Source organism: Methanobrevibacter ruminantium M1 (genome assembly GCF_000024185.1).
Taxonomy (GTDB): Archaea; Methanobacteriota; Methanobacteria; order Methanobacteriales; family Methanobacteriaceae; genus Methanobrevibacter; species Methanobrevibacter ruminantium.
Genome location: NC_013790.1, coordinates 1,044,618 through 1,061,087 on the forward strand (window position 1 = coordinate 1,044,618; position 16,470 = coordinate 1,061,087).

The 16,470-nt window shown below is 33.1% G+C and carries 14 protein-coding genes; 13 read left to right on the forward strand and 1 reads right to left on the reverse strand.

The window, feature by feature from the left end; genetic code table 11:
- The first annotated feature begins 135 nt into the window (after window positions 1–135).
- From MRU_RS04070 to xseB, 7 genes are all read left to right on the forward strand, one after another.
- Entirely contained in the window at window positions 136–387 is a 252-nt protein-coding gene (locus MRU_RS04070; RefSeq protein WP_012955609.1) for a hypothetical protein, read from the forward strand.
- A gap of 145 nt (window positions 388–532) precedes the next feature.
- Window positions 533–1,384 carry an ion transporter gene (locus MRU_RS04075; protein WP_048812412.1) on the forward strand — a complete coding sequence of 284 codons (852 nt, stop codon included), beginning with the start codon at window positions 533–535 and terminating at the stop codon, window positions 1,382–1,384.
- Window positions 1,385–1,580: 196 nt separating this feature from the next.
- The gene (locus tag MRU_RS04080) at window positions 1,581–2,159 is read left to right on the forward strand and encodes a hypothetical protein (protein WP_012955611.1); all 579 of its coding nucleotides are present in this window, start codon (window positions 1,581–1,583) and stop codon (window positions 2,157–2,159) included.
- A gap of 129 nt (window positions 2,160–2,288) precedes the next feature.
- Window positions 2,289–3,701 carry a glutamate synthase-related protein gene (locus MRU_RS04085; protein WP_012955612.1) on the forward strand — a complete coding sequence of 471 codons (1,413 nt, stop codon included), beginning with the start codon at window positions 2,289–2,291 and terminating at the stop codon, window positions 3,699–3,701.
- A 98-nt stretch (window positions 3,702–3,799) separates the two neighbouring features.
- Window positions 3,800–7,693, forward strand: coding sequence for an adhesin-like protein (locus MRU_RS04090; protein ID WP_012955613.1), 3,894 nt, complete (start codon window positions 3,800–3,802; stop codon window positions 7,691–7,693).
- Between the two features lie 92 nt (window positions 7,694–7,785).
- On the forward strand, window positions 7,786–9,312 hold the full coding sequence (gene xseA / locus MRU_RS04095) for an exodeoxyribonuclease VII large subunit (protein ID WP_012955614.1): 1,527 nt from the start codon (window positions 7,786–7,788) through the stop codon (window positions 9,310–9,312).
- 43 nt (window positions 9,313–9,355) lie between these two features.
- Window positions 9,356–9,607 (forward strand): exodeoxyribonuclease VII small subunit, encoded by a 252-nt coding sequence (gene xseB, locus MRU_RS04100; protein WP_012955615.1) that lies wholly within the window; start codon window positions 9,356–9,358, stop codon window positions 9,605–9,607.
- Window positions 9,608–9,762: 155 nt separating this feature from the next.
- Here the strand turns inward: xseB and MRU_RS04105 are convergent, their stop codons facing one another.
- A complete protein-coding gene (locus MRU_RS04105) occupies window positions 9,763–10,497 on the reverse strand; it encodes an archaeosine tRNA-ribosyltransferase TgtA1 (RefSeq protein WP_012955616.1) in 735 nt (244 codons plus the stop codon).
- Window positions 10,498–11,104: 607 nt separating this feature from the next.
- Here MRU_RS04105 and MRU_RS04110 point away from each other — a divergent pair.
- The 6 genes from MRU_RS04110 (at window position 11,105) to MRU_RS04135 (ending at window position 16,366) form a co-directional block, all read left to right on the forward strand.
- Complete coding sequence (locus MRU_RS04110; protein WP_012955617.1) at window positions 11,105–11,551, forward strand: MarR family winged helix-turn-helix transcriptional regulator; 447 nt, start codon at window positions 11,105–11,107, stop codon at window positions 11,549–11,551.
- 511 nt (window positions 11,552–12,062) lie between these two features.
- Window positions 12,063–13,139, forward strand: a complete 1,077-nt coding sequence (gene hdrC, locus MRU_RS12055) for a CoB--CoM heterodisulfide reductase subunit C (RefSeq protein WP_012955618.1) — start codon at window positions 12,063–12,065, stop codon at window positions 13,137–13,139.
- A 21-nt stretch (window positions 13,140–13,160) separates the two neighbouring features.
- The gene (gene hdrB, locus MRU_RS04120; protein WP_012955619.1) at window positions 13,161–14,045 is read left to right on the forward strand and encodes a CoB--CoM heterodisulfide reductase subunit B; all 885 of its coding nucleotides are present in this window, start codon (window positions 13,161–13,163) and stop codon (window positions 14,043–14,045) included.
- Window positions 14,046–14,503: 458 nt separating this feature from the next.
- On the forward strand, window positions 14,504–14,773 hold the full coding sequence (locus MRU_RS04125; RefSeq protein WP_012955620.1) for a DUF749 domain-containing protein: 270 nt from the start codon (window positions 14,504–14,506) through the stop codon (window positions 14,771–14,773).
- The gene (locus MRU_RS04130; protein WP_012955621.1) at window positions 14,770–15,297 is read left to right on the forward strand and encodes a DUF2096 domain-containing protein; all 528 of its coding nucleotides are present in this window, start codon (window positions 14,770–14,772) and stop codon (window positions 15,295–15,297) included. The genes MRU_RS04125 and MRU_RS04130 overlap by 4 nt, the downstream gene beginning before the upstream one ends.
- Before the next feature lie 352 nt (window positions 15,298–15,649).
- A complete protein-coding gene (locus MRU_RS04135) occupies window positions 15,650–16,366 on the forward strand; it encodes a metallophosphoesterase family protein (protein WP_012955622.1) in 717 nt (238 codons plus the stop codon).
- Window positions 16,367–16,470 lie beyond the last annotated feature (104 nt).

Consider the following 16,470-nt stretch of genomic DNA (forward strand, 5'->3'; position numbering starts at 1 on the left):
AACAAATAATACTTTTTCACACGCCTCTTGGATTTGACTTTTATAAGGTAAGAAAGTTTCATAAAATTAATCTGCATACACATCCTTTATACAGATTCGGTTTGTTTTTAAAAAACAATTTTATGAGGTTAAATCATGAGAAGAATTGATGAGCTGACAATAGAAATTGATCAAACAAGCCTTGAACTTGAACAAACCAAAAAAGAACTGAGCATCCTATTCAAGGAGCTGAGGTCATTTAAAAAGAAGATTGAAAACGGTATCGAAATCGACAGAAAGGAATATGAAGACTGTGTGTTCAACAACAAGCTGCTTCAGATGAAAAGAAGACGGCTGATTACACATCTCAAATTCCTAAACAAGGAGTTCTATGAAATCCTATATTAAATTGATTTAATCTGTGCCAATATTGAAATCTTTCCCAATTATATTTGAATTGATTATAATGCCCATATTTTAAATCTTTTCAATCCAAATAAAAATATATTTAAAATAAATTATATAGATTAATATCTATAAGAAGGTGAAGATATTGAAAACTTGGATTGAAAAACTTGATATTATTCTATCAATACTGATTGTATTGGACATTTCATTTCTAACAGCTTCATTTTTGTTGGATTTGAACACAACCTATATCAATTTCATGCTTTTGTTCGATACAACATTATGTTGGATCCTTATAGTCTCATTCATCTTTAAGCTGCTTAATTCGGATGACAGAAAGGCATATATGAGGGAAAATTATCTTGATTTTTTAGCATCAATACCTATGGACCTTGTTTTGCTCCCTTTCAGTTCATTGCATATCAGCTTGATAAACATAGTGATTCTAGTAAGGTTCCTAAGGCTGTTACTGCTATTTAAGGAATCCTACAAGTATGTCAAGAAGTTTTTCAAGGCAACATCCTTTGATAAAGTCGTAGCATTATTCATAGTTATCGTAGTGGGCTCAACATTCGCATTGGAATACTTTGATCCTGCAATCCCTAACCTATACTACAGCCTATGGTTCGTATTTCAGACAATAACCACAGTAGGCTTCGGTGATGTGATTCCTGAAAGCCCTGTAGGTCAGCTGATTGCATTGGGCCTTTTGATGGTTGGGGTACTCATGTTTTCAATATTCACTGCAAGCTTTGCATACCTCTTTAACGAAAAGGTATTCCGTGAGGAAAATGAGGATTTCCATGAAAAGATAAACACAGTCAGGGAAAATCTTGCAGAAAACAAGGAAAGGGTAGAGGAAATCAGGCAAAGCACTTTATCCACAAGCGAAGAGATTGCTGAAGTTAAGGAAAAGCTAAACAAATCCGAAGAAAATATTAAAAACCTGGAAGAGCGTATAGATTACCTTATAGATATGATTGAGAAAAAGGAATAGATTTAATTTAATCAGTTATGTGCTTAATTAAAGATGGTTTTAATTATTAATTAATACTTTTAATTAATCGGATTTTTAATTATTTTATATCATTTTCACTTTCTTTTTGGATGATAAAAGACTATGTTGATGAAGGATTTTTAAATGCTGACTTAGGGATTTTAATTTTCACAAAGTATAGATTAAAGGCAGAATTATGGATTTTAATTTTCACAGAATTGCAAATGAGATTGCAAAGATACCAGATGAGAAGATAAAAGACTTGTCTTGGGAAGATAGAGTAAAGGAGCTCTTAAGCTTTAGACAATACTATAATCAATATCATGAATCATATGGCAAGGATTATTTGGACTTTTTAGAAAAAGCGAATAAGGAAGGGGACTTAGAGAAAAAGGAGGATCTAATTTACTTCTTTAAAAAGGAGACTCTAACAAAGGACATAAATCTGGACGGACTGAACTATCTGTTTGTAAACATATTCTTAAAATATGGCTTTGAATATTTGGATTATAATGATACAATAAACAATCTAAAGGACAAATATGATTTGAATTTTAAGCATGATTGGATTAGTCTCCTTTCAAAGGAGGATTTAAGTCTTTTTGAGTCAATAAATCTTTTGAATTATATTCAGCGCTCTGATTATTGGGACTATGAGCATATGCCGTTGTCATATGCAATATTCGATGGAACGATTGATAATATTTTAAAGGGCATGGAAAACAATCTTGATGAGGACAATCTAGAGCTTTTAGATGTTTTATTAAAAAAATAATCTTTTAGACTTATTTAATTGTTGGAATATTTAATTTAGAACTTTTATATGTATTATTAAAAGGTTGAATTAATGGTATTTTAGTATATAAATCATATTAAAGATAATTGTTATTATTGGAGGTCTTTTATGGCAGTTTATAAATGTAGCGTTTGCGGATATGAATATGATGAAGAGAAAGAGGGAAAGCCTTTCAGCGAATTGGAAAGATGTCCTGTTTGCAAGCAACCGGCAAGTGTTTTTGAAAAAATTAGTGATAATTCAACCGAATCAGATTCTAATTCTAATGAAATATCATCTAATAATGAAACAGCCAGTGAACTGTCTTATCCAACTGAAACTTCAAGGACAGACAGCTCTATTGCTCATATGTCAGACATACATAAGATGGCTGTGGAAGGAACTTCCATCATTGATGCGATGTCCACAAGGCTTCCAATGCCTAGCTGGGATGATATTCTAATAATGGCAAACCAGCTTAATCCATTTCCTCTTGAAGAGCATGCAGATGTGAGCACAACTACAGTTATCGGCAAGAATGCCTTAAAGCCAATGGTTCTTGAAAGCCCAATATACATCTCCCATATGTCCTTTGGAGCACTCTCCTATGAGACAAAGGTGGCTCTTGCAAAGGGTTCCGCCATGGCAAAGACTGCAATGTGCAGCGGAGAGGGAGGAATACTTCCAGATGAGATGGCAAACAGCTATAAATATATTTTTGAATATGTTCCAAACCATTATAGCCTGACTAAAGAGAATCTGATGAACTCAGATGCAATAGAGATAAAGATAGGTCAGGGAACAAAGCCTGGAATGGGAGGCCATCTTCCTGCCGAGAAGATAACTCTAGAGATAGCAGAGCTTAGGGGAAAGCCTATGGGGGAAGATGTGATAAGCCCGTCCCTATATGGGGAGATAAAATCAAAGGAAGACTTAAAAGACCTTGTAAGTCATCTAAGGAAAGAATCAGAAGGCAGACCTATTGGCGTAAAGATAGCTGCAGGAAGAATCGAGGAAGACTTGGAGTTCATTTCATATGCAGAGCCTGATTTCATTACAATAGACGGAAGGGGAGGCGCTACAGGTGCAAGCCCAAGGCTTATAAGGGATGCGACATCAGTTCCGACCATCTATGCATTGGCAAGGGCAAGAAAGTATCTAGATGAAAATAATCTGGATATTGATTTGGTGATAACAGGAGGCCTTAGAGTCTCCAGCGACTTTGCAAAGGCCCTATCCTTAGGAGCAGATGCAATAGCGATTGCAACAGGGGCATTGATTGCAGCAGGATGTCAGCAATATAGAATCTGCGGAAGCGGCAATTGTCCAGTTGGAATAGCAACACAGGATGAGGCCCTTAGAAAAAGATTGGATATGGATAAGGCTTCAAAGAGAGTATTTAATTATCTTAATGTTTCAAATGAGGAGTTAAAGACCTTTGCAAGAATCACAGGTCATGATGATGTTCATGATCTTTCTGTGGACAATCTTGCAACCTTCAATAGCGAAATATCAGATTACACAGATATTAGGCATGTATGATTAAGTTTATTGTACTGGAATTAGGCGGATGTGAATTGTTTTTGTATTTAATGCTTAGAAATTGATGAATCTGCAGATTATTGATTTGGGTGTTGTTTATGGGCTTTAAGAGATTAAAAAGACTTTTTTCATCAGATAATGATAATGAAATGGAAAAGAATGAAGAAAAAAATAAATCTGGTGAAGAAACTTTTTATGAGGAATCTGATGAAAAGGCTTTTTATACAGAATATGATGATAGTGGCTTTATTTTAGATAATAATTCTGATGATTCTTTTAACAATGGTTCTGATGATGACTTATCTTTGAATGATGGTTTAAAAGAGGATTTAAATGGTTCTGATGATAATTTATCTTTAAATAATGGTTTTGAAGAGGATTCATTTGGTTCTGATGATGATTTGACCTTAAATAACCAACCGTCCTCAAATAGAAACTTCAATTATTTAAATAATCTAATACATAGCCACCAAAATGAAATCAATCTGGACTCAGACATTGTCTTTGATAGCCAAATGGACAACACCTACCTTGAAGGAATCAATTTGGATATGGATAATCTTACAATTGACGGCAATGGACGTACAATTGACGCTCAAAAGAAATCACGCATCTTTAATGTTTTAGGAGAAAACATAAGATTCACAAACATCACCTTCAAAAACGCCTATTCTAACGAGGATGGAGGGGCCATAAGCATAGGCAATTATTCATCTGTCTATTTTGAAAACTGCCACTTCATATCCAATGATGCAGGAGAGAATGATGGAGGAGCCATATCAATTGGAGAAAATTCCATCTGCACAATTAAAGATTCTGTTTTCAAGCAAAACAAGGCCGATTCCGGAGGAGCCATAGTGAATGAGGGGACTTTAAAGATCATGAGTTCCAATTTTGAATATAACTCCTCTCAAGTCTTTGGAGGGGCAATCTACACTCATCATTCAAAAGTGGAAATTGCCTATTCTGTCTTTAAAAACAATATCTCCTCTTCAGGAGGGGGAATATATGTCCTCTTTGATTGTGACATGATTATCGAAGAGTCCCTTTTTATAGATAATGCTTCAATGTCTGAAGGGGGCGCAATGGCCAATGAATATGGCGGCAAGATTAGGATACACGAATCCCTATTTCGCAACAACCATAGCTTGATTGGCGGCGCATTATGCAATAAGGGCTCCCCAGTGGATGATGGTAAGAATTTAGTGAGTGTATCTGATTCCAAGTTTGAATATAACTCTTCAATAGAGAATAATGACACAATATATAGCACTGGCGTATTGAAGCTTGAAGGCAATACCTTCAATGAAAATGACCGTATTCTTGCCTCAAATAATCCTGAAATCATTAACTCCAAATATGTGGAAGCCACTGAAGACATTATTGACTTGGCAAAATCAATCGATTATTCGATTGCAGGGGAATCAAATCTCTTTGAATTGCTGGATTCAGACATTAGAAATTTCAATTATCTTGAAAATTTAATCCGATCTTCAGGTGGAGAGATTATATTGGATTCAGATATCATATTAGGTGATGATGAGGATTACACTGATGGAATTCGACTTTCAAATGAGAATTTAAGAATCGATGGAAACGGATATTCGATTGATGCAAAATCAAGGTCTAGAATATTCTCAATTTCACAATGCAATATCACTTTTGAAAACCTAAGATTTAAAAACGCTTATTCTGAAGGCAATGGCGGAGCAATCTATTCTGTAAACAGTTTTCTCACCTTTAAATCTTGCTCTTTTGAAAATAACTCCAGCGATAATGGAGGAGGAATCTCAACTGAAAACAGCACAAACGAGTTTAAGACATTGTCAACAGAAAACAACAGAAATGAGTTCAAGACATTGCTTTTTGAAGATTGCAGCTTTGAAAATAACTCCAGCAGGAGTGGAGGAGCCATTTCCACTGAGAACAATGATCTAATTCTTAAAACTTGCCTCTTTGATAGGAACGAATCTAACTTAGGTGCAGCCATCATCTGCCAAAACGGCAAGGTCAGATTGGATAACTGCGGATTCAAGGAAAACATTGCAAGCGACGGAGCTGCAATTTATTATTCTTCACTTCCAATAGGCACTTATATAAATGACGATTCAGTCAATTTTTTAGAGATAAATGACTCCGTTTTTGAAGCAAACAGATTAACCGGCACCAATTTGACTGTAAGCATTATAGACTGTGACTGTTCAATCAGTTTCAACTCACTGTCCTTTAAGGACAATAAGTTTGATTATGGGGATTTAATCAATCAAAAGTATTTGGAAAATAAAAATAGCATAATAAAATCCTCCAAATTCATAGGAAACGGTGGAGGAATAACCGCTTCTAACTTAAAAGTCATATCTTGTGAATTTATTGATAATCGCTCCAATGCATTCTCATCACAGGAATACTTCTATGATGGATCATCTGAAATTGAGGACTGCACTTTTAAAAACAATCATTGTGCAATCTCAAGCCATGAATCAAGCTTGAAGATTAAAGACGCAAGGTTCTATGGAAATGATTCGGCAATAATGAATAGGGGCAAAGCGTATATAAATGATTCCCGCTTTAGAGATAACTCTATGGCAATAGAGAACTCTGCAAATTCATATATGTTTGCCTCAAATCTGAATCTCTTGGATAATGCTTCCGGAGAGTCCCATGATATGATAAATCAAGGTCATTTAAGCGTTATCGATAGCGACTTTATAAATTGCAATAAGACTTTAAACCTGATTTGTCAAGAGGATAACGAAGATGCGGTTTTGGATATTGAAGGCTGCAGCTTCAAGACAGATTCAAAAAGGCCAATATCCATAAATGGAGGTTCATCTAGCATTCTATATTCCCGCTTTGAATTGGACCAGTCAAAAATTGCAATTTTCAATGATTCAAAATTGAATATTGATGCATTGAGCTTCAAGGATTATGAGGGCAATGACTTAGAGGGAAAACTGATATACAACAACGATTATCTTAAAAGCAAGACAAGGGATATTCTAGATAAGATTGACTCAAGCGAATCAGCAATTACTAAATATGCCTATGAAACACTTCCAGCGGATTGGAAAGGCTTTGACTATCTGATAAATCTAATAAAAGAATCAAATGGGGAAGTGAAGTTGGATTGCGATATCCTTATTAATGACATTGAGGAAGACTATTACGGCGGAGGAATAGAGCTCTTTGAAGACGGCTTGACAATAGACGGCCAAGGACACACAATCGATGCAGATAATCTCTCAAGGATATTCTATGTTGTAGGCAATGACATAGTCTTAAAGAATATCAAGTTCATAAATGGATTTGAGCCATTGGATCAATTGTTCAACAGAGGGGCCGGAGCTATCTATATTGTTCATGGAGCATCCTTAAAAATCGTCAATTGTGAATTTTATCAAAACAGTTCTAAGTCATTTGCAGGTGTAATCGCCAATAAGGGGGACTTGACTGTCATTGATTCCATTTTTAGGAATAACTTTTCAAATAGGGCAGGAGCATTCCTTGAATCAAGGGGAGAGTCCCATTTCATCGGATGCAGGTTTGAAGGAAACAATGCAAAAAGCGCTGGAGGAGCCATAGCGGTTTCACAAAAGGGCAAGACAATTGTTGAAAAATCATCCTTTAAGGAAAATGAGCTTAGCTTGAAAGGAAGTTCTTCAGGAGGGGCCATTTCAAATTCAGGAGAGTTGGATGTGATTGATAGTGAATTCATTAAAAATAAAAGCGCAGCTTCAGGAGGAGCCATAAATTCAAGCTCTCATGCTATCTTAAGTGTTAGGAAATCAGTATTTATTGAAAATGCCTCTTTTCTTGGAGGTGCAATCAATGCAGACAGATATGGTGATTTGATTGTGATGGATTCATGCTTTAAGGCAAATGCGGCTGCTTATAGCAGTGGAGCCATTTATGACAGCACTGATGAGTCTGGAGTTCATGGATGTGAATTTTTAACTGAAAGCGATAAGGTCAAGTATGCATTGGAGGATTGAAAAACTTATTTAAGGACTAATACAAAAACAAGAAAGTTTATAAAGGATCATGTTTATAATATGATAATTAAATTAAATACATGGGGGATGAGATGGAAGAGGAATATTTAACTGTAACTAAACTGAATTACCACATAAAAAGATTGGTTAACTCTGATTCATCACTTAAAAACGTTTATGTTCGTGGTGAACTCTCTAATTTTAAACGCTATCCCAGCGGACATTTGTATTTCACTCTTAAGGACCAAAACAGTGAAATCGGCGGGATAATGTTTAAGGGACCTGCAAGCAGACTAAAGTTTGAGCCTAAAAATGGCATGAAAGTGCTCATAAACGGCTATGTAGATGTCTATCCTAAGCAAGGAAACTATAAGATATATGCTCAAAAGCTTACAGAGGATGGAATCGGCGATTTATATATAGCATATGAACAGCTTAAGAGAAAGCTATCTGCTTTAGGCTGGTTTGATGATGAACATAAGCAGGAAATACCTAAGTTTCCAAAAAGGGTAGGTGTTGTTACAGCTTCAACCGGAGCTGCAATCAGAGATATAGTCATAACCATTAAGCGAAGATGGCCATTATGCGAAATCATTCTATTTCCTTCATTGGTTCAAGGGAATATGGCTCCAAAAAACATTATCAAGCAGATAATACTTGCAGACAATGAGTTTGATTTGGATACCCTGATCATAGGAAGAGGGGGAGGAAGCATAGAGGACCTTTGGGCCTTCAATGACGAGACCCTTGCAAAGGTGATCTTCTTTTCAAAAACTCCAATAATAAGTGCTGTAGGCCATGAGATAGATTGGACAATCTCTGATTATGTTGCAGACTTAAGGGCAGCCACACCAACTGCAGCTGCAGAGCTTGCAGTGCCTGACATTAATGAAATAGAATCAAACATTAAGAATCTGGATGATAGGCTAAACAAGGTGATTGACAAGCAGTTCAATGAAAATAAGGATTCATTTGAAAAGCTAGTCAACAGAAACCTCTTTAAAAATCCTGATTTATTATACAATAAGAAGATCATGTATCTGGATTCTGCAAAGTCCCGTTTGGCAGTATGTTCAAAGAACATGATTTATGATAATAAGATTCGGGTGTCCAATGTAAAAAGTTCTCTTATATTTAAGAATCCAAAAATGCTCTTTGAATCAAAGTCAAACAAGTATAATCAATTGAAATATAATTTAAACTCCAGCGGAAAAATATTAATTGGCAAAAAGGAAAGCAAATTGGATAAGTATAGGAATTCATTTGTCTTCAAGAGCCCAAACAGGCTGTTTGAATCCAAGGCAAATAGGTATTTTAAGGTTAGGACTAACCTTGAATACAGTTCAATAAACCTGCTGAGAGATAAGAAAGACAATCTGAATGAGATTAAAAAATCCAATCCAATTAAGAATCCTCAATCCATTTTAGAGCCTAATGAAATCAGATTGGATAAGTATATTGATAAGTTGGATGTTTTAAATCCATTGAACACTTTAAAGAGAGGTTATACTGTATCTAGAGTTGATGGAAAGGTTGTATCCAAGGCAAAGGATGTAAAAAAGGATGACATTTTGGAAGTTGAATTTGATGATGGCAATGTAAGCACTAAAGTTTTATGATAAAAGTTAATTTTTAAGTTTTATAGTTTTAAAAGGTGATATGATGGAAAATATAGAATATGTGGAAAGCAATATTGAAAATTTAAGTTTTGAAGAAAGTTTAGCAGAATTAGAAAGAATTGTAAACAGATTGGAAACTGGTGAAGTTCCTTTAGATGATGCAATTGATGAATTCAATAAGGCAATGAAGCTAGTTAAAATATGTGATGAAAAATTAAACAGCGCAGAAGAAGCCATTGCAAAAATAGTAAATGAAAACAAGGAAGTTGTTGATTTTGAAGTAGAAGAAGAATAATATTTCTATAATTCTTCTATTAAATTTTAATAATAAAAAGAGTAAAGAAGAGTAATTCTTCTTTATTTTAATCTATTTTTAATATATAAGAAGCTTTTTATCTTCTTAATTAATTCTATTTTTATAAAACAGCCAATATTAACTATTTTTTTTACCTAATACAACTGACTATACTCTAATAAGTAATCAGCATACTCCTTATCAAGTATTCTAAGAGCAGAAGCATACTGCGGACTTGTAGCGGATCTCTCTTCAACAAGATTCCTAAGGCTTCCATTTTTCATATGCTCTCTGACTTCCCTTAAAACAAAGTCAATTGTATTCTTATTATATTCCTCAAGCTCTTCTCTAGTTAAATCATATAATTCATAGACCTTTAAGTCATAGTTCTTTGTAGGGCTCATCAATACATTCAAATAGCTGTAATACTCTCCAATGTCATCAAAGAATGCATCAATTCCCATATAAGCAAGAAGAGGAATGAACTGTGCTTCAGCATGTGGGAAAATAAGTATGCTGCTTGATTTCATATTTCTTCTAAGCTCTACAATCAAGTCCACAAGGTCTCTTGGATGAAGAAGAAGGTCATCTGCATTTGCTATGATAAATCCGGAATATCCCATCTCTTCCAATTCCTTCAAGCATTTGACTCTCAAATCAATATATTTGCTTCCATGAATAACTGCAATATCCTTATCTTCATATTCCCGAGCAAGCTTTAATGTTTCATTAACGCTCCATTCAGCGATTTCCCTTTCAATGTCATAGGCTGATGATTCATCTGGAGCCATATTCAAATCAGATTCCTTTAAAATAACTGGGCTTTCCATACCATCAAGCTTGCCATATCTTCCAGGCCCGTCATGACTTTTAATTTCAAATTTAACCATATTATCATTGATTCCTTCAATTAATATAAATATTAAATAGATTTTATTTTGCTTAATTAATTATTTATCTTTATTTTATATAAAAATTAATATTGCTTTGGACTAGGTGAATTATCTTTGAAATCTTGTTTTGGCCTCTTTTTGGAAATATTGTACTTTTTATTCTACATTTCCTGAGTTTTGCTTTGCCATAATTTTATTTATCCATTAAAAAATATTTTCATTTATTCAATTTATCATTATATTTTTTGCCAAAATACTATATTTTCTAATATTTTTCTATTTTTGTTTACATAAATGCAATTTTTATAAGTATTCTTCCATATATTTTGACACTTTGATAATTTTTCCATTTTCAAACTTAACTCTATTAAGATTAAATCTTTTTTAGTTTATAAACTTTTTAGTTCTTTATTCGTTTCATACTTAACTAATTAATTTTTATATGGTTTTTAAATAAATTAGATAGCTTATTATTCCATAAGTTTTTATATAATAAAAAATAAAAATCTTAACAAGTGTGAACTTTTAGAGAGAAAAATACTCGACATAGACTATTTTTTTCAGCTATAGATAAATAAATATGAAAAAATAAAGAGGTATCTCAATGGTTGATAAAGATTTAGTGGTGCCACGATATTTAAATCAATTGATGGATATTGTAAAAAGCTATGAAATGTACATTAGGTCTAACATCAAAGATTTAGACATTACTATGGGGGAAGTACCGATTTTACTGGCTATTTATGATGATGAAGGTCTTAATCAGATAGATCTTGTTAAGAAATTCCATGTGACTGAAGCTAATATTAGTAAGACTACAAAACATTTATTGCAAAAAGGATTTATTATTAAGGAAATCGATAGTGACAACAACACTAAAAAATTATTATATGTTACAGAATTCGGTGAAGAGATCTGTAAGGAATTGATTGAATTCTATGAAGTTTGGAAGAATGAAATTATTTCCGATGTTCCAAATGAAAATCTATCAATCTTTTCACAGGTATTGGATACTTTTACAAACAATTCACAGAAATATTTTGAAAAATAGTTATTTTTAGCTATTTTTTCATTTTTTTTACTTATTTTAATATTTTCCTTATTTTCCTAATCTTATTTTTTACTTATTTTACTTATTTTCCTAATCTTATTTTTTATTTATTTTACTTATTTTTCTAATCTTATTTTTTATTTATTTTACTTATTTTTCTAATCTTATTTTTTACTTATTTTACTTATTTTTCTAATCTTATTTTTTATTTATTTTACTTATTTTAATTATTATTATGTATTTTTTTTAACTAATTTACTCATATTAACTATTTTCTTAAGACTTTTTTTTAAAATTTCACAGATTCAAACTATCAAATAATTAAAGACAGCTATAATTTAATGACAAGTTAAACACTAATTGTCCTATTAGGTTAGCCTAAAAATAAGGAAAAAGTGTAACCTAAAAGGTGACACTACAAAAATTTTACAAAACCTTTATATACTATACTATTATAACTATAATTAAGGACGTGAGGCTTACCCTATGATTGTCCTAGGTGTGTTTTTCAATGTCTGTGTTAGATCGACTTAAATCCCTAATCGATGGGGCAAAAGAGGATATCGATAGTAGTTTAACTAAAGAAGCAGAATCTATTAAGGAAGCTGCTGATTCAATGCAGACATCTTCAGAAGAGGAAATTGAGAATATATCTGATTCTGAAACTAATTCTGATGAAGAAACTTCAAAAGTAGAAGATGCTGAAGAGGAGGTAATCATTCCTATTCATGCAGAAGAAGCTGAAGATGCTCCTGAAGAGGAAGCTGAAGAAGTTCCAGAAGAAGCTGAAGAAGCTCCTGAGGAAGTTGAAGAAGCTCCTGTAGAAGAAGCTGAAGAAGAAACTGATGAAGAAGTTTCTGTTGAAGAAATTACCGAAGAGGCTCCTGAAGAAGAAGCTATTGAAGAAGTTCCTGAAGAGGAAGTTTCTTTAGAAACTGAAGAAATTATTGAAGAGCCTTCCGAAGAAGACTCAACTGAGGACGAAGAGCCTTCCGAAGAAGAAGCTTCAGAAGAAAACGAAGAGAGCGATAATATGACTTTATTAAAAGAAAATGATATATATTCAATGGATGATATTGATAAAGAATTTACCCAAAAATTCATTGATGCTGGTATTGAAACTGTAGACCACTGTTTCCAATGTGGTACTTGTGGTGGAGGATGTCCTTCCGGAAGAAGAACTCCTTACAGAGTAAGACAAATCGTAAGAAAATGTTTATTAGGACTCAGAGAAGAAGTAGTATCCGATCCTGCATTATGGATGTGTACTACCTGTTACACTTGTCAAGAAAGATGTCCTAGAAGTGTCAAAATTGTAGATATTATTAAAATGGCACGTAACGAAGCAGCTAAAGCTGGATATATGGCTGACGCACACAAAGCTACTGGTTCTTTCGTAATTAAATTCGGTCACGGTGTACCAATCAACGACAAAACCAAAGAATTAAGAAAAGCTATTGGACTTGACGAATTACCTCCAACAGTACATTCTTACCCAGATGCTTTAGAAGAAGTACAAAAAATCTGTGCAGCTTGTGAATTTGATAAATTAATCGGCTTCAACATGGAAACCGGTGAATTAGAATAGATTGATTAAGGAGTTATTATTATGGAGATTGCATATTTCTTAGGTTGTATTATGAACAACCGTTATCCTGGTATCGAAAAAGCAACTAGAATTTTATTCGATAAATTAGACATTGAATTAAAAGACATGGAAGGAGCTTCCTGTTGTCCTGCTCCTGGTGTATTCGGATCTTTCGACCAAACCACCTGGGCTACTATTGCAGCACGTAACCTTGCTATTGCAGAAGAAATGGGCGCAGACATCATGACCGAATGTAACGGATGTTTCGGTTCCTTACGTGAATGTGACCACTTATTAAAAGAAAACCCCGCTAAAAAAGATGAAATTAACGCTATCTTAGCTGAAACTACTGACAAACAATACAAAGGTGAAACCAAAGTAAGACACTTTGCAGAAATTTTATACAACGACGTAGGTCTTGACAAACTTTCTGAAATGTTCACCAAAGACTTAGGTATTAATGTAGCTGTACACTACGGATGCCACTTCTTAAAACCTACCGCTGAAGTAGGTATTGAAGAATCCGCTGAAAACCCAACCATCTTAGATGAATTAGTAGAAATCACAGGTGCTAAATCTGTAGACTACAAAAACAAGATGATGTGCTGTGGTGCTGGTGGAGGTTTAAGAGCTAGAGACATTGACGTAACCTTAAGTTACACCAAAGAAAAACTCGACGCTATGGCTGAAGCTGGTGTAGACGCTATTGTAGAAGTTTGCCCATTCTGTCACTTACAATTTGACGTAGGACAAACTGAAGTAAACGCAAAATACGGAACTGACTTCGCATTCCCTGTAATGCACTTAGCTCAATTATACGGATTAGCTATGGGATTAAGTGCTGAAGAATTAACCTTCGACGCACAATTAATCGACGCAGCTCCTGTACTTGAAAAATTAGCATAAGTAGTTTAAAACTACTTATTTTTTCTTTTTTTTATTTATTCTTATTATTTTTACTTTAATTCTATTTTTAAATGCTTTTTAAGTTATAAGCAATTTTTCTCTAATTCTATTTTTAAATGCTTTTTAAATCTTAAAGAAAGTTTTTTATCAATTTAAATTTAGTTCTATTCTTTACGAATATTATATGAATTAAAATATTTTTCTTATTTTATTTCTCCCTATGAAACTATTTTTCAGATGATCGAATTTTTAAGTTAATTTTAATATGTACAAATATTTTTATATAATAAAAATAATAGTTATATTATAAAAGATTTTTTACTATCTAATTAAATATGTTTTAGGTAAGGAAATATCCAATTAGATTAAATCTTTGTTTAAAATTTTATAAAAATTGATTTTTTTATAAAAATCATTCTTATTTAATAATGACATTATAATATATTGGAGCGATATTTATGTTTATTGCAATTTTAGGTGGAATATTTAGATTCAAAGATCTTCCAGAAGAATATGGTTCTTATGTACAGTTTAAAGCAGCTATTGAAGGAAGAGATGAAATCAAGGACAATGATGAAATAGCTATTTTAGACATTACAGGCACTGGAAGTCACCATGTTCTATTCTTAGACAGATATAATAACATTAATGAAATCAAGAAAGAATTGAGAGAAGCGGATGCAAAAGTTAATGTCACTACTTTAAAAATATTGGAAGGACATTTATGAGCGATTTGCCTATAGATCAATCTTGGTTAGTTATTGCTAACCTTTCAAATGATCTGCATAAGAGAGGAATTCAAATTCCCAAACAGATTAACAGTGATTTAGGTTTGGTAAAGTCCCAGATTGGATTTTATAAGAAAGACCCTACTCATCCAGACATGATCAATGAGATGGCAAGGGCTGAAATGTCATTGAATCAGATTCAAGGCATCTTATTGTCATTTGCTGAAAATATTGGGGAAGACTATTATAATGAATGGCTGGACAAGCTAAACAGAGCTAATCTGGGAGAGAAGATATATGAGACTCCTAGCACCCAATCCAAATTCCTTATTAATGCACCTCCAGGATTTTCCTATGCAAAGATGACTTTAAAAAAGCCACTTGCTGAAGATAGGGTACAGGAAATCGCTGAATATTATGGTCTTATTCTTGAATTCGATTCAGATGTCACTATAGCGCTATATGGTGATAAGCCTGACATTCAAGCGGCATTAAAGGAGATGGCACCTTTCTTCTCTGAATAGAAAAAACAATTGTTTTTTCTCCTTTTTATTTTTTTTACACTACTTTTTTTACTTATTTTCTTATCATTTTTAACTATTTTTACTTATAATTATTATTTCGAACTTATTTTACAAATTTACTAGTTTTATGATAGCTTATTTTACTTCTATTTTTACTCTTTATTAGCAGTATAAATAATTTTAAATTAAACTTGTTAGGAATATAAAATTAATTTATTCCATTATAACCCATTTCCACTAAAAAGATATAGTTAAATTTATAATATTTAAGGTATTATAATAAATTATAAACTATTTAATAATTTCATATTTATTGAATTGATTATTAATCAAATATTTAGGTTGTTTTATAATGAAAATTTTAGCAATTAGTGATATACACGGTAAAAGAAGTGAAAATTTAATTAATTACCTTAAAAAAGAAGACATTTCTTTAGTTTTGATTGCAGGAGACATTACAGACTTTAAATTGGAAGGTTACGATGACCCATTAGACTTCGTCAAACCATTCATTGACGAACTTGTAGAAGAAGCGGATGTAGATGTATTTGCAATTCCAGGTAACTGTGACCCTGCTGGAATATGTAATGCAATCAAGGAAAGCGGTCCGGATGAAAAGCCTGCATTCTGTTTGCATAATCAATTGATTGCTTATGAAAATGTGGTTATAATGGGTTACGGAGGATCTAACCCTACTCCATTCAACACTCCAGGTGAAATAGATGACGATAAGATCTATCTCCACGTTTATGAGCTTTTAGCTGAGTATGATTATATTGGAAACGATTCCATTCCTAGAGTAACCATCTTGCTTACCCACGCACCTCCATATGACACTAAGGCAGACACTATTGAAAGTGGAGCTCACGTAGGCAGTCAAGGTGTTAAAAAGCCTATTCATGAATTCCAGCCAAACATTAACATTTGCGGACACGTTCATGAAGCTTGCAGCATAGATAAGGTTGGCAATACAACCATTGCAAATCCAGGTATCCTTGAAGAAAATCATGCTGTCTTGATAGAAGTCAATGAAGACGCAAGCTACAATGTAGAAATCGTTGAATTATAAGTTAACTCTTGATTAAGGCTATAATTGTTTTTATTATAGCTTTAACTTTTCTTTTTTTTTAAAATCAGTTATTTAAAATTTATTTAACTCTCTTTTTATTTTAA